Below are 13,002 nucleotides of genomic sequence, written 5' to 3' on the forward strand. Positions count from 1 at the left end.
TCCCCTATCCTTGAGCAGGTGAAGCCCCTCGATCCCCGGCTGATGCGTTACGCACGCTCCGCCCGCCGATACATCGCCGCCACGGCCGTCACCGGGATGGTGACCGCCGTGCTGGTGGTGGCTCAGGCCTTCCTCATCTCCAGTGCGGTCTCCTCGGTCATCTCCGAGGGGGCCGCACCGTCGGCTGTCAGGGCACTGGCGGTGGCTCTGGGCGGGGTCCTGGCGGCCAGGGCCCTGGTGGTCCTGCTCCAGGAGGCTCACGCCCACCGGTCCGCCACGGAGACGATCGTCGAGCTGCGCCGGCTCGTTCTGGAGCACGCAGCCCGACTGGGCCCCCGGTGGCAGGCGCTTCACGGGACGCAGACCGCCACTTTGCTGACTCGTGCGCTGGACGACCTCGAGCCCTACTTCACCCGCTACCTCCCCCAGCTGGTACTGGCCTCCACGGTGACGCCGGCCATGGTGCTGGTGCTCCTCGCCCAGGACTGGTCCGCCGCGGTGGCCGTGGTGTGCACCCTGCCCCTCATCCCGATCTTCATGATTCTCATTGGCAGGATGACCCAGTCCGTCTCCCAGGAGCGCCTCAAGACCATGCAGGTCCTGGGTGATCAGGTGCTCGATCTCATCTCGGGTCTGCCCACGCTCAAGGCCCTCGGACGCGAGCAGGGACCGGCCGAGCAGGTGCGCTCCCTGGGCCGCTCCTACCGGCGCACCACCATGTCGACCTTACGGGTCGCCTTCCTGTCGGGGGCGGTCCTGGAGTTCATCACGACGTTGTCGGTGGCGATCATCGCCGTCCAGATCGGTTTCCGGCTCGTGGCCGGGCGCATGGACCTGTTCACCGGCCTGCTCGTTCTCATGGTGGCCCCTGAGGTCTATCAGCCGCTGCGGCAGGTGGGTTTCCAGTTCCACGCCTCGGCCAACGGGGTGGCGGCGGCGAACGCGGTCTTCGAGGTTCTTCAGACCCCGGTGCCCGAGCCCGGCGGCCTGCCGGCTCCCGACCTGCGCTCAGCGACGATTGAGCTCGATGCGGTGTCCGTCGCCTCCCGGGGCGCGTGGGCCCCCGCCGGGCTCAGCGCCTCGGTCTCTCCGGGCAGCCTGGTGGCGCTGACCGGTCCGTCGGGTGCGGGCAAGACCACGACGACGCAGGTCCTCCTTGGCCTGCTGGCCCCGGACCGGGGGCGGGTGCGGGTGGTGCCCGACAGTGGTGATCCCGGCGGCGCCGTCGACCTCGCCCAGATCGATCCGGCCACCTGGTGGGAGCAGATCGCCTGGGTGCCCCAGCGCCCCACCATCACCCCGGGCACGGTGCTGGACAACGTCCTGGATCATGCCGAGCCGGGCGCATCCAGAGCGCAGGGCGTCCCCGACGTACTGGTCGAGGCGGCTCGGGCCACCGGCTTCGATGAGGTTGTGGATGGCCTGCCGCAGGGGTGGCGGACCCCGGTGGGCAGTCAAGGAGTGGGTCTGTCCGTGGGGCAGCGCCAGCGTCTGGCTCTGACCAGGGCCCTGTGCTCGACGGCGCCCCTGGTGGTCATGGATGAGCCGACCGCCCACCTGGACGCGGCCAGTGAGGCCCACGTCCTGGACGCAGTCCGTGCGCTGCACGCCTCGGGGCGCACGGTGGTGGTCATTGCGCACCGTCGCGCGCTCATGGCCCTGGCCGAGCAGACCATTGCCGTGACGAGCCAACCGGTGCCGCCGGCACCATCGGCGGGCATCACACCTGACCGGGTACCTGACCGGGCACCTGCCCGTGAGGCGACGGCGCAGGAGGAGGCCCTGTGAGCCCTGTGAGCACTGTCAACCCCGTCACCCCGGTGAGCCCGGCGACCTCTGCCCTCTCCCCCGCGCTGTCCGCCGATGAGCGGCGCTCCCTGCGCCGTGCGGTGGGCCTGCTGAACCTGGACCGGTCACGTTTCATCCTGGCCGTGCTCGCCGGAACGGCGGGTATGGCCTCGGCCGTGGCCCTGTCCGGGGTGGCGGCCTGGCTCATTGCGCGGGCCTCCCAGATGCCCGACGTCGTCGCGCTGGGGGTGGCGCCGGTGGCGGTGCGGCTCTTCGGTATCTCGCGCTCCGTCCTGCGCTACTGCGAGCGGCTCGTCTCCCATGACACCGCCCTGAGAGGCATGGGCGCTCTGCGCACCCGCCTCTATGAGTCCCTGGCGGCGGCCCGCACGGACACGGTTGCGAGCCTGCGTCGCGGCGACGTCCTGGCGCGGGTGGGCAGCGACATCGACGCGGTCGGGGATCTCGTCGTGCGCGCCTATCTGCCTGCGGCGGTTGCAGCCGTCCTGGGTGCGGCCACCTGTCTCGGCATCGGCGTGGTCTACTGGCCGGCGGGCCTCATCCTGCTGGCCTGCCTGCTGCTGTCGGGACTGGTGGGCCCGTTGGCCACCATCCGTTCGGCGAGGATCGCCGAGCAGGCTCGTCAGAGGCAGGCCACCGAGCTGTCCGCGCAGGTCCTGGCGGTCCTGGAGGGGGCCCCTGAGCTGTCCGTCTCCGGGCGCCTGGCCGGCTCGATGCGCCAGGTCGCCTCCCGGGAGGAGGGCCTGAGCCGCCTGCGGGACCGGGCCGCGGTACCGGCCGCGATCGCGGCGGCCGTGGATGTGGCTGCCATGGGCATCGCGGTCCTGGGCAACCTGGTGGTCGGGGTGAGCGCCGTCTCCGCCGGGCGGCTGGCCCCGGTCTGGCTGGCAGTCATCGTCCTGGTTCCGCTGGCGGCCTTCGAGGCCACCTCCGCGCTCGGGCCGGCCAGCGTGCAGCTGGTGAGGTCGGCCGGCGCCGCCTGCCGCATCGTGGAGCTCATCGAGGCGGCCGAGGCCAGTGCCGACGCCGGCGGCGCGACGTCCTGCGCACCTCGGGAGCTGCCCGAGCCCTCCGCCCAGGGCCCGTACCTCAAGGCAAGGGGCCTGGCGGTGGGTTGGCCGGGCGGCCCGGTTGTGGCCGAGGGCATCGACCTGGATCTGCGGGTCGGTCGCCGAGTGGCGATCGTAGGGCCGTCGGGGATCGGCAAGTCGACACTGCTGGCCACGCTGGCGGGACTGCTGGAGCCTCGGGGCGGCACGCTGACGCTCGACGGTGTCCCCCCGTGGCAGGCGGCCCGCCCCGATGTGGCGGCCAGGGTGTGCCTGACCGCGGAGGACGCGCACGTCTTCCACACCAGTGTCCTGGAGAACCTGCGCGTGGCGCGCGGGGACGTCACCCCCGCCCAGGCCGGTGATCTGCTGAGGCGGGCCGGCCTGGGGAACTGGCTCGAGGCTCTTCCCGACGGCGTCGAGACCATCATCGGCACCGATGCCACAACGTTGTCCGGTGGAGAGCGGCGTCGGCTCCTGCTGGCCCGGGCCCTGGCGGCTCCGGCCCCCCTGATGCTGCTGGACGAGCCCGGTGAGCATCTCGATGCCGTCACCGCGGACCGGCTCGTGACCGACCTGCTGACAGCGGGTGACTCGGGCCGCGGCGCTCTCCTGGTCACCCATCGTCTCAGCGCCCTGGAGCACGCCGACGAGGTCCTTGTCATGGGACACCGCCCGCAGGCCACCGGCGTGCAGGCCCCGGCGACTATCCTGCACCGAGGCAGCCACTGTGAGCTCCAGGACGTCTCCGAGACCTACCGGTGGTCGCTCTCCCAGGAGGATCAGGACAGGCAGCAGGACCACGTATCCGCTACGAGCTGAACGAGCTGAGCACGATGACGACACCCCACCCCCAGCACGCAGCAGACACTCCCGGCGACGGCCTTGGCTTGCCCGGTGTGCCCGAGGACGCCCCGGAGGAGATCGACGGCCCCTCAGCGCGACGGGATGAGGCGATGGCGCCCGCTTCGGAGGAGAACGCCGCGGCAGGACGCCTGGCCTACGCCGTCCACGCCGACCAGCTGGTCTCCACCCGTGGCCGCCGGGCGTCGGCCCTTCAGCCGAGCCTGGACGAGGCGACCGTCGCCCTCATCCAGGCGGCCCTCAGGCTCACCAGCTCCCTGCGGGTCCCCGACGCGCTGCGCCGTCTGGTGGAGTCGGCCTGCTCCATCACCGGTGCCTCCTGGGGCACCATCGCCGTGCTCAACCACGCGGACATGGATGTCGACCCGGCCGGCGCCCTCTCGCCCGGTCCCTCCGGCGCGGGCTCAGGCACCGGGCTGTGCAGCGGGGTGCCCACGGCGACCCTCGATGAGCTCGCCCAGATGGCCGGCGCCCCCGATTCCGCTGGTGCTTCGCCCACCTGCGCTGAGTCCATGCTCAGCGGGCTCGAGGGCACCGGGATGGTCATCGACAACGACCTGGGCAGGGCCTCGGCCTTCACCGGTGCCATCGAGGGTGAGGAGACCGGCAGCCTGCTCTCGGCCCCGCTGCGCCTTCACGGCCAGGTCTACGGGCACCTTTACCTGTGTGACAAGCCCGGGGGCTTCACCCGGTCGGATGCCGACGCCGTCCTGACCCTGGCCCAGGCCGCAGCTGTCGCTGTGGAGAACGCCCGCCTGTACCGCGAGGCCCGCGACCGCGAGCAGTGGATGGCCGTCTCCCAGGAGCTGACGACACTGCTGCTCTCGGGCGCCCAGGAGGATGACGCGCTGACGCTCATCGCCCACCGCGTCCGCCAAGTGGCTCACGCCGACACGGCCGCCCTCATCCTGCCCAGCATCGGGAAGCGCTGGATCTGCGAGATCGCCGACGGCGAGCACGCCCACGAGCTCATCGGTACCTTCTTCCCGTCCGAGGGTCGAGCCCTGACCACCCTGGCCCATCAGACCGGCCTGGTCGTGGACTCCCTGGAGGACGCCTGGGGCGACGGCGACCTCCTGGTCCCCCAGCTGGCCCAGTTCGGACCGGCCCTCTACGCCCCCATGATCCACCGGGGGCGGGGCGTGGGGGTCATGCTGCTGCTGCGCTCCCCGGGTGCGGCACCGTTCACCGCCCAGGACCTGGAGATCGCCGAGCTTGTGGCGGGGCAGGCCACGATGGCCTTCGAGCTGGCCGACGCCCAGCACGCCGAGGAGATGGCCACGCTGCTCGATGAGCGAGCCCGGATCGGCCGGGACCTGCACGACCTGGCCATCCAACAGCTCTTCGCCACCGGCATGCAGATCTCAGCGGCCCGGGAACGGCTGGCTTCCAGCACACAGGCGGACCTGGAGGCGGTGTGCTCCGTGCTGAGCACCGCGCTGGAGGCGGTGGACGACTCCGTGGGCCAGATCCGCTCCATCGTGCGCTCCCTGCGCGATCGCGATGAGGAGGTGGGTGTGATCGAGCGGCTGCGGCGCGAGGCCTCCCTGGCCCGCAACGCCCTGGGCTACGCCCCCTCGCTGCTGCTGAGCGTCGACGGCCGGGGCCTGGCCCAGGTGGACCGCGACGAGGAGGACCGGCTCATCGCCTCGGTCGACGCCGCCGTGGCACCGGATGTCGCCGACGACATGGTCGCCGTCGTGCGTGAGGGACTGAGCAACGTGGCCCGTCACGCCCACGCCTCCTCAGTGACGGTGGATGTCAAGATCGAGGGGGTGCAGCCGGGCTCGGAGCAGTGCTGCGGCCCCGGCGACGACGAGGGCCACGCCTCGGGCGACGCCGAGCCCTTCCGGGGCAGCCCGGTGGTGGAGATCGTCTGCCGTGACGACGGCGTCGGGGTGAATCCCTCGGTGACGCGCCGTTCGGGGACGGCCAACATGGCCGAGCGGGCCCGCCGCCACGGCGGCAGCTTCGTCATCGGTCCGCGGGCCCGCTCCGACGGCGAGCGGCGCGGCACCTGCTTCACCTGGCGAGTGCCCTTGGACGGGGGCGGTCGGGAGCGCTGAGAGCGCTTGCGCCCCCTCAGCGGTGGGCTCAGCGCGTCGGCAGGAGCCGTCAGCTGTTGCGCCAGCCCGAGGCGCGCTGGCCGGCGACCCAGGCGGCGACCTGGGTGCGCCGCTGCAGACCCATCTTGGCCAGCAGGGAGGTGATGTGGTTCTTGACCGTCTTCTCGGCGACTCCGAGCCGTTCACCGATCTCCCGGTTGGACAGGCCGTCACCGATGAGGTCGAGGACCTTGCGCTCGGCGTTGGTCAGGTCGGCGGTGGGGTCGTCGTGGTCCGCCCGGCGGCGCGTCACGGTGCGCTCGTCGAGCAGGACGCGTCCGGAGGCCACGGCCCGTACGACGTCGCTGATCTCGGCGCCGTGGACCGTCTTGAGCAGGTAGGCCCGGGCGCCTGCCGCCAGGGCCTCGGCCAGGGCCTCGTCGTCGTCGAAGGAGGTCAGTACGATCGGTAGGGCCTGGGGCACGGAGTCTCGCAGCTCCTGCATGAGCTCGATGCCGGTGCCGTCGGGCAGCTGGAGGTCCACGAGGATGACGTCGGGGCGGACCAGCTCGGCCCGGCGCACCGCCTCGGCCCGAGAGCCCGCCTCGGCGACGACGTCGAGCCCATCGGCGCGGTCAATGATCTCGGCGATGCCGCGACGGACGATCTCGTGGTCGTCCACGATCATGACGCGGACGATCTCCGAGGAGGGGGTGTGTGCCATACTCATGACATTACCAGGGGCTGGAAATCTACGTCACACCTCTGGCTCCGTCGTGGCGCGGCTGTCGTGGAGACTGCCCGACGTCGACGGCCGCCTACCGGCGTCGGCGCGGACGGGTCTGGCAGTGGGGGCAGTAGGTGTGGGAGCGCCCTGCCAGAGTCTCGCGCGCCATGGTGGCCCCGCAGCGGCGGCACTCCAGTCCCTGACGCCCGTAGGCGCCCAGCTCGCGGGCGAAGAACCCGGCGGCGCCCTCGACATCGACGTAGAGGGCGTCGAAGCTCGTGCCGCCGGCCTGAAGGGCCCGGCGCATGACCTCAGCGGTGGCTTCAAGGATCCGGGCCACGGCCCTCGGGCCGAGACCGGTTCCCGGGCGCAGGCCGTGCACCCCGGCCTCCCACAGGCCCTCGTCGGCGTAGATGTTGCCGATGCCCGAGACGAGTCCCTGGTCGAGCAGCTGGGTCTTGATGGCGCGCCTCGAGGCGCGTACCCGGGCGACGACGCCGGTGGGGCCGGTCAGCTCCAGGGCCGGGTCGAGAAGGTCACGGGCGATATGGGTGGCGTCGGCGGGAAGCAGCGGCCGCGGATCGCCCATCCCACCGGGAGCGCCGTCGGCGGTGGGGGTCAGGTCGACGACGTGCAGGCCGCCGAGCATGCGCTGGTCGACCAGGTCGAGTACCGCCGCGCCGGCGCCGTCGTCGCCGTTGTCGCTGTCGTCATCGCAGTCGGTGCTGAGGTGGAGGCGCACTCGCAGGTGGCGGGTGGAGGTGGAGATGTCCCGCACGTAGCGGGGTTGCTCGGTAGCGCTCAGGTCCACGGGACGCCGGCCGGGCAGGGTGTCCGGGGTGGCCAGGAAGGCCGCGGCACCGGCCGGCTGCGGGGCGGCACCAGGAGCGGTCGCGGTGGTGGTGCCGCGCACGAGCAGCTGGCCGCTCATGCCCAGGTGGGCGGACAGGGCGCGTCCGTCGTCCAGGGGCAGCCACAGGAACTTCCCGCGGCGGACAGCCGCGGTCAGGGTGCGCCCGGTGAGCTGGTCGACGAAGGCCTGCGCTCCCCCGTCCTGGCGGCGCAGCGGACGCGGGTCGAGGACCTCGACGCGGGTGACGGTGCGTCCGGCCACGTGCCGGGCGAGTCCGGCACGCACCACCTCGACCTCGGGCAGCTCGGGCATCAGCTCTTCTGGGAGGTCTGTCCGGTGAGCAGGTCGGCGCGCAGGGCCTCGTTGACACCGGGCAGGTTGAGGCCGCCGTCACCCCGGGCGGCCAGGATGACGGCGTAGGCGGCCTCGGCGGCGTCGTGCTCGGCGACCTTCTTCGAGCTTCCGGTGCCCTGCCCCAGGACCTGGCCGTCGACGATGGCGCTGGCGTTGAAGACCCGCTGGTGGTCGGGGCCGGTTCCGGTCACCTTGTAGGTGGGGTTGCCGAGCTGGTGGACGGCGGTGAGCTCCTGGAGGCTCGTCTTCCAGTCCAGGCCCGCGCCGCGGGTGCGGGCCGAGTCCAGGAAGCGGGAGACGAGCCGGGTGACGACCGTGCGGGTCTCCTCCAGGCCGTGGGTGAGGTAGGTGGCGCCGATGAGGGCCTCGACCGTGTCGGACAGGATGGAGTCCTTGTCGCGCCCGCCCGAGAGCGCCTCGCCCTTGCCGAGCTTGATGAACTCCCCCAGCCCCAGGTCGCGGGCGACGGCGGCCAGGGCCGGCTCGGAGACGGTGGCGGCGCGCATCTTGGCGAGCTGGCCCTCGGGGACGTCCGGGTGGGTGCGGTAGAGGTACTCGGTGACGATGATGCCCAGGACGGAGTCGCCCAGGAACTCCAGGCGCTCGTTGGTGGGCAGGCCGCCGTTCTCGTGGGCGTAGGAGCGGTGGGTCAGGGCCAGGTCGAGCAGCTGGGCATCGATGCTCGGCCCCCAGCGGTAGACGAGGGCCTCGGTGTCGGTGCGCGCGGGCGGGGCGCTGCGGCGCTTGGCCATCAGGCCTGCTCCTCCCTGCTCGTGGGCGCGTCCGGCTCGCCCTCCTGACCGGTCTCGGTCTCCAGCAGGCCGGCCAGGGCGGACCAGCGCGGGTCAAGGACCTCGTGGTGGTGGTCGGCGGGTAGGTCCTCGAGCCGCTTGCCGCAGTCGGGGCACAGTCCGGGGCAGTCGGGGCGACACAGGGGCTGGAAGGGCAGCGTGGGCACCAGGGCGTCGCGCAGCGCCGGTTCGAGGTCCAGGGTGGTCTCCCCCACCACCAGGAGGTCCTCGGCCTCCTCATCGCCTTCGGCCCGCTGGGCCTCGATGACCTCGGGGAAGAGGTAGAGCTCGTCGATCCTCACGCTGCGGTCCTCATCGAGGTCGCGCAGGCAGCGCACGCACTCGCCGTGGACGTGCAGGTCGGCGTCGGCATGTGCCAGGACGCCGTCGTCCATGGAGGTCAGGGTGACGTCGAGGGCGAGGTCGCTGCCCTCGGGCACACCGATGACCTCGGTGCCCAGGTCGGCGGGGGCGGGGGTGCGGATCTGCAGGTTCTTGACCGAGCCGGTGGCACGGGGCAGGTCGACGATATCGACGACGAGTCCTGACATGGGTTCCTCCACAGCGGGTTGACCGCGCCGTATCCAGCGATGACCGAGGGGCCCCAGCGGCATGATGACCGCGTGATGCCCAGCTGATGCACAGGTGCTGCACACGGTGCTGGGCTGCTGGAGGGCGGGGTGATTGGACGAGGTGTCTGGCGCGAGCGTACCCGGTGGGGCGGCGGCGCCACCGATTCAGTGGGCGGAGGGGTCCACGGACCAGGCCGAGCGGCGGCGGACGGGCTCCTGGATCTCCACCGGCTGGCCCGAGCCGTCGCCCAGGCGGCCGGCCAGGACCTCACGGCCGGCGCGGATCTGCTCGGCGACCTTGGCGACCTCGGCCTCCAGGGAGGCCAGGGTGCGGTCGGAGTACTCGTCGGCCCCGTGACGCAGGGAGGCGGCCCTGTCCTCCGCCGCGGCCACGATGCTGTCGGCCCGGTCATTGGCCATGCGCACGATGTTCTCCCCGGCCACGAGGCGCTCGGACTCCTCCTGGGCGTACTGGACGAGCCGTTCGGACTCGGCCCGTCCCTCAGCCAGGACGGCGTCGGCGTCGGCGACGATCTTCTCGGCGCGACGAACAGCGGTCGGGACCGCGTCACGAGCCCGATCGATGAGGTGCAGGACGTTCTCCCGGTTGACGATCACCGAGGCGCTCATCGGCATGGATCGGGCGTTGCTGATGAGCTCGTCGAGCTCATCGAGGATACGCAGCAGGTCGTCTCCGGCATCGCGGCTGGTCGTCACGGTAGGTCCTCTCGAGTGTGGTCGGCGCCGACGAAGCGGCTTGGCGGGGTCCCGGGTGGGACGGGTCCTGAGTCGACGCCGTCATGGGCTGCAGAGCCGGGGGCCTGGGCCAGCCGGACCTCCAGGGCGTGGGCCACAGCGGGCGGTACGAGGGCGGAGACGTCCCTGCCATAGCCGGCGACGTCCTTGACGAGGGAGGAGGAGATGTGCGTGTAGGCGGCGGACGCGGGCAGAAAGACCGTCTCGGGCGCCCCCAGGTCGCGGTTGAGCAGGGCCATGGGCAGCTCGGCATCCAGGTCGCTGCCGTTGCGCAGGCCCTTGATGATGGCGCTCGCCCCACGCCGGCTGCAGTAGTCGGCCAGGAGCCCGGGGACGATGTCCACCTCGACGCCGGGCAGGTGGGAGGTGGAGTCCCTGGCCAGGCGGAGGCGTTCGTGGACGTCGAGCAGGTGGCGCCCGGCCTTGGCGGCGTTGTGGGCGATCCCGATGACGACGACGTCGAAGAGCGTGGTCGCACGGGCGGCGATGTCGACGTGCCCCAGGGTGAGGGGATCGAAGCTTCCGGGGTAGACGGCCAGGCTCATACGCTCACGCTACTGGCTGGGCCCGCCGCGGTGCGGGACGCGCGCCGCACTACCCGCGCCAGCACGCTGCCGCTGCGCGCCGGGCGTCCTGGGAGCCCCATGGAGGCGCTGCTATATTTCCCTTGTGTCCACACGCGTGACCCTCAGTGACGTGGCCGAGGCGGTCGGAGTCTCGTCTCAGACCGTCTCCCGCGTACTCAACAACCACCCGTCGGTCCGTCCCGAGACACGTCAGAAGGTTCTGGCAGCCGTTCAGGCGCTGGGTTACGAGCCGAACCTCGCCGCCCGCTCACTGGCCTCGGGCTCCTCCGGGGCCGTGGGAATCCTGCTGACCGCCGGGCTGTCGCACGGGATGGCCTCCACCTTCTCCGCGATCGCCAGGGCTGTGCGCGAGCGGGGGGATACCTTCGTCCTGGCCACTGCCGAGGGAAGCGACTCGGAATCCGTGCGACAGGCACTGGCCCATCTTCACGGCCACCGCGTGGCGACCATCGTGGTCCTGGCTCAGCGCGCCGACGTCCTGGCCATCCTCTCATCCCAGCGCCACCGTGGTCCGGTCGTGGCCATCATCTCAGGTCAGCACGAGTTCTCCGAGCTGTCCACCGTCTCCATCGACCAGTCCCTGGGGGCCAGGCTGGCAACGGAGCACCTTCTGGCTCAGGGGCGCAGCCGCCTGCTGCACGTCACCGGGGACCTGTCCTGGCAGGACGCCTCGGAGCGCCTGGCCGCCTACCAGTCGGTATGCGCCCAGGCCGGGGTTCCCGGCCGCTGGGTGGGTACGGATGCCTGGACGGGAGAGGCCGGGGCCAAGGTCGCCAGGCGCCTGCTCGACAGTGGTCTGCCCGACGCAGTCTTCGCCGCCAACGACGACATCGCTCTGGGGCTGTGCCACGAGCTGCTCGCCGCCGGCGTGAGGATTCCCGACGACGTCGCCGTCGTCGGCTTCGATGACATCCCCCTGGCGCGTTGGACGACCCCGTCCCTGTCCAGCGTCACGCAGGACTTCGACGCCCTGGGAAGGGCTGCGCTGAGCCTGTCCGACGAGCTCGTCGAGGGTGCCCCTGCCCACAGCATCCGCCTGGAGCCGACACTCGTCGTCAGGGCGTCATCGACCAGGGCCTAGCGCCGGCGACCACCTCCTCGGGCAGACCCACTGAGCCTACGGAGGGGCCCTCTGCGCCCACGTCATGTCACGTGGGTGCAGAGGGCCCCGAAGTGGGAGCCGACCGTCAGGAGGCGCTGACGGGCCTGGGCGCGCGCAGCGTGTAGACCCCGTAGGCGGCCACCACCACGAAGCACCCGGCAACCGTGACATAGGACACCGCAGGAGACGTGTGATCCATGATGGCACTTTGCACCAGAGGCATGGTGGCCCCACCGATGATGGCCATGACCAGACCGGCGGCCCCGTACTTGGTGTCCTCCCCCAGCCCCATCAGGGCCTCGCCATAGATGGTGGGAAACAGCAGGGAGATGCACGCGGACAGGGAGATGATGGCCAGCACCCCCAGAATGTTGACGCTCACCATGGCGAACAGGGACAGGCCGACCCCGAGGGAGCACATGAGCAGAAGCAGCTTGCGTGCGTCATACCGCCCCATGAGCCCCACCATGAGGAAACGGAAGACCAGGAAGACGATCAGGCTGGCCTGAAGCCAGTAGCCGGCGACCTTGTCCGAGACGCCCAAGGCGCTGGTGACGTAGTGCAGGGTGTAGGTCCAGATGCAGGTCTGGGCCGAGACGTTGAAGTACTGCGCCACCACCCCGAAGCTGTAGCGCTTGTTGCGCAGCAGGCGCATGAGCCTGCCTGGCCCACCGCTGCCACCCGCGGCGGACTCCACCGGCCGCTCCACGACCTTGACCCGGCCGATCATGACGGCCAGCAGGATGTAGAGGAGCCCGAGGGCGACATAGGGGCCCATGACCGCCTTGAGCTCTGCGCTCTGGGTGGCCAGCAGGGTCTCCTGACTCATGGCCGCGCGCTGCTCGGCGGTGGCCGGGTTCACCTTGGGCAGGATCAGCAGGGCGGCCAGCAGTACCCCGAGGTTGGAGCCGATGGGGTTGAAGGCCTGTGCGAAGTTGAGACGACGGGTGGCGTTATGCTCCGGCCCCATGGACATCACGAAGGGGTTGGCGCTGGTCTCCAGAATGGACAAGCCGGCGGCCAGGGTGAACAGGGCGGTCAGGAACACCGAGTAGGTCATGACATAGGCCGCGGGGATGAACAGGAGCCCGCCGGTTCCCGCCAGCACCAACCCGATGAGGACCCCGCCCTTGTAGCCCAGGCGGCTGTTGATGAAGGCCGCCGGGATCGCCAGGCAGAAGTAGGCCCCGTAGTAGGCCGACTGCACCAGCGAGGACTGCAGGTTCGACATGGAGAACACGGAGCGGAAGACCTTGACCAGGGGATCGGTCATGTTTCCGGCGAGGCCCCAGGCTGCGAAGCAGGAGACCAGCAGACAGAAGGGCAGCGCCATCCCGGGATACAGGAAGCCCCGCTTGGCCGTCCCCTCCCGGACGGGGGCCTCCTCAGCCACGGGGTCGAGGATCGCAGTCATCACAGCACGCCCTTCTTGAGGATGAGGTTGCCGTACAGGGCGGTCTCCCCGGTGAGCACGACGGCGTAGACGCTGGGGG

At 71.3% G+C, this 13,002-nt stretch carries 12 protein-coding genes; 4 read left to right on the plus strand and 8 right to left on the minus strand.

Translation table 11 applies throughout. From position 1 onward, the window contains the following. Window positions 1-18 precede the first annotated feature (18 nt). Genes cydD through HMPREF2883_RS12040 form a run of 3 tightly spaced genes read left to right on the plus strand, consistent with a single transcriptional unit; the run spans window position 19 to window position 5,788 of the window. Window positions 19-1,788, plus strand: a complete 1,770-nt coding sequence (cydD, locus tag HMPREF2883_RS12030) for a thiol reductant ABC exporter subunit CydD (protein ID WP_178389271.1) — start codon at window positions 19-21, stop codon at window positions 1,786-1,788. Further along, on the plus strand, window positions 1,785-3,680 hold the full coding sequence (gene cydC, locus HMPREF2883_RS12035; RefSeq protein WP_256277472.1) for a thiol reductant ABC exporter subunit CydC: 1,896 nt from the start codon (window positions 1,785-1,787) through the stop codon (window positions 3,678-3,680). The genes cydD and cydC overlap by 4 nt, the downstream gene beginning before the upstream one ends. A 14-nt stretch (window positions 3,681-3,694) precedes the next feature. Then, window positions 3,695-5,788, plus strand: a complete 2,094-nt coding sequence (locus tag HMPREF2883_RS12040; RefSeq protein WP_070662827.1) for a GAF domain-containing sensor histidine kinase — start codon at window positions 3,695-3,697, stop codon at window positions 5,786-5,788. A gap of 49 nt (window positions 5,789-5,837) precedes the next feature. On the opposite strand, the gene HMPREF2883_RS12045 is transcribed toward HMPREF2883_RS12040, so the two are convergent. The 6 genes from HMPREF2883_RS12045 to coaD all read right to left on the minus strand — a co-directional run bounded on the left by HMPREF2883_RS12045 (window position 5,838) and on the right by coaD (window position 10,365). After that, window positions 5,838-6,497 carry a response regulator gene (locus tag HMPREF2883_RS12045; protein WP_020991587.1) on the minus strand — a complete coding sequence of 220 codons (660 nt, stop codon included), beginning with the start codon at window positions 6,495-6,497 and terminating at the stop codon, window positions 5,838-5,840. Between the two features lie 88 nt (window positions 6,498-6,585). Beyond that, window positions 6,586-7,659, minus strand: coding sequence for a bifunctional DNA-formamidopyrimidine glycosylase/DNA-(apurinic or apyrimidinic site) lyase (gene mutM, locus HMPREF2883_RS12050; protein ID WP_070662829.1), 1,074 nt, complete (start codon window positions 7,657-7,659; stop codon window positions 6,586-6,588). Then, window positions 7,659-8,453, minus strand: a complete 795-nt coding sequence (gene rnc, locus HMPREF2883_RS12055) for a ribonuclease III (protein WP_070662831.1) — start codon at window positions 8,451-8,453, stop codon at window positions 7,659-7,661. Before rnc ends, mutM begins: the two co-directional genes overlap by 1 nt. Continuing rightward, window positions 8,453-9,043: a YceD family protein gene (locus HMPREF2883_RS12060; protein ID WP_070662833.1), complete on the minus strand. Its 591-nt coding sequence runs from the start codon at window positions 9,041-9,043 to the stop codon at window positions 8,453-8,455. Before HMPREF2883_RS12060 ends, rnc begins: the two co-directional genes overlap by 1 nt. 186 nt (window positions 9,044-9,229) lie before the next feature. Next, window positions 9,230-9,781: an ATP synthase subunit B family protein gene (locus HMPREF2883_RS12065; protein WP_070662835.1), complete on the minus strand. Its 552-nt coding sequence runs from the start codon at window positions 9,779-9,781 to the stop codon at window positions 9,230-9,232. Then, window positions 9,778-10,365: a pantetheine-phosphate adenylyltransferase gene (gene coaD, locus HMPREF2883_RS12070; RefSeq protein WP_070662837.1), complete on the minus strand. Its 588-nt coding sequence runs from the start codon at window positions 10,363-10,365 to the stop codon at window positions 9,778-9,780. The genes HMPREF2883_RS12065 and coaD overlap by 4 nt, the downstream gene beginning before the upstream one ends. Window positions 10,366-10,489: 124 nt before the next feature. On the opposite strand from coaD, the gene HMPREF2883_RS12075 reads away from it, so the two are divergent. Beyond that, window positions 10,490-11,488: a LacI family DNA-binding transcriptional regulator gene (locus HMPREF2883_RS12075; protein ID WP_075370861.1), complete on the plus strand. Its 999-nt coding sequence runs from the start codon at window positions 10,490-10,492 to the stop codon at window positions 11,486-11,488. Window positions 11,489-11,594: 106 nt separating this feature from the next. On the opposite strand, the gene fucP is transcribed toward HMPREF2883_RS12075, so the two are convergent. Further along, on the minus strand, window positions 11,595-12,923 hold the full coding sequence (gene fucP / locus HMPREF2883_RS12080) for an L-fucose:H+ symporter permease (RefSeq protein WP_070662839.1): 1,329 nt from the start codon (window positions 12,921-12,923) through the stop codon (window positions 11,595-11,597). Continuing rightward, a complete protein-coding gene (locus HMPREF2883_RS15915) occupies window positions 12,923-12,982 on the minus strand; it encodes a hypothetical protein (protein ID WP_371080849.1) in 60 nt (19 codons plus the stop codon). The genes fucP and HMPREF2883_RS15915 overlap by 1 nt, the downstream gene beginning before the upstream one ends. Window positions 12,983-13,002 lie beyond the last annotated feature (20 nt).

This window comes from Actinomyces sp. HMSC075C01, from assembly GCF_001812965.1.
Taxonomy (GTDB): Bacteria; Actinomycetota; Actinomycetes; order Actinomycetales; family Actinomycetaceae; genus Actinomyces; species Actinomyces acetigenes.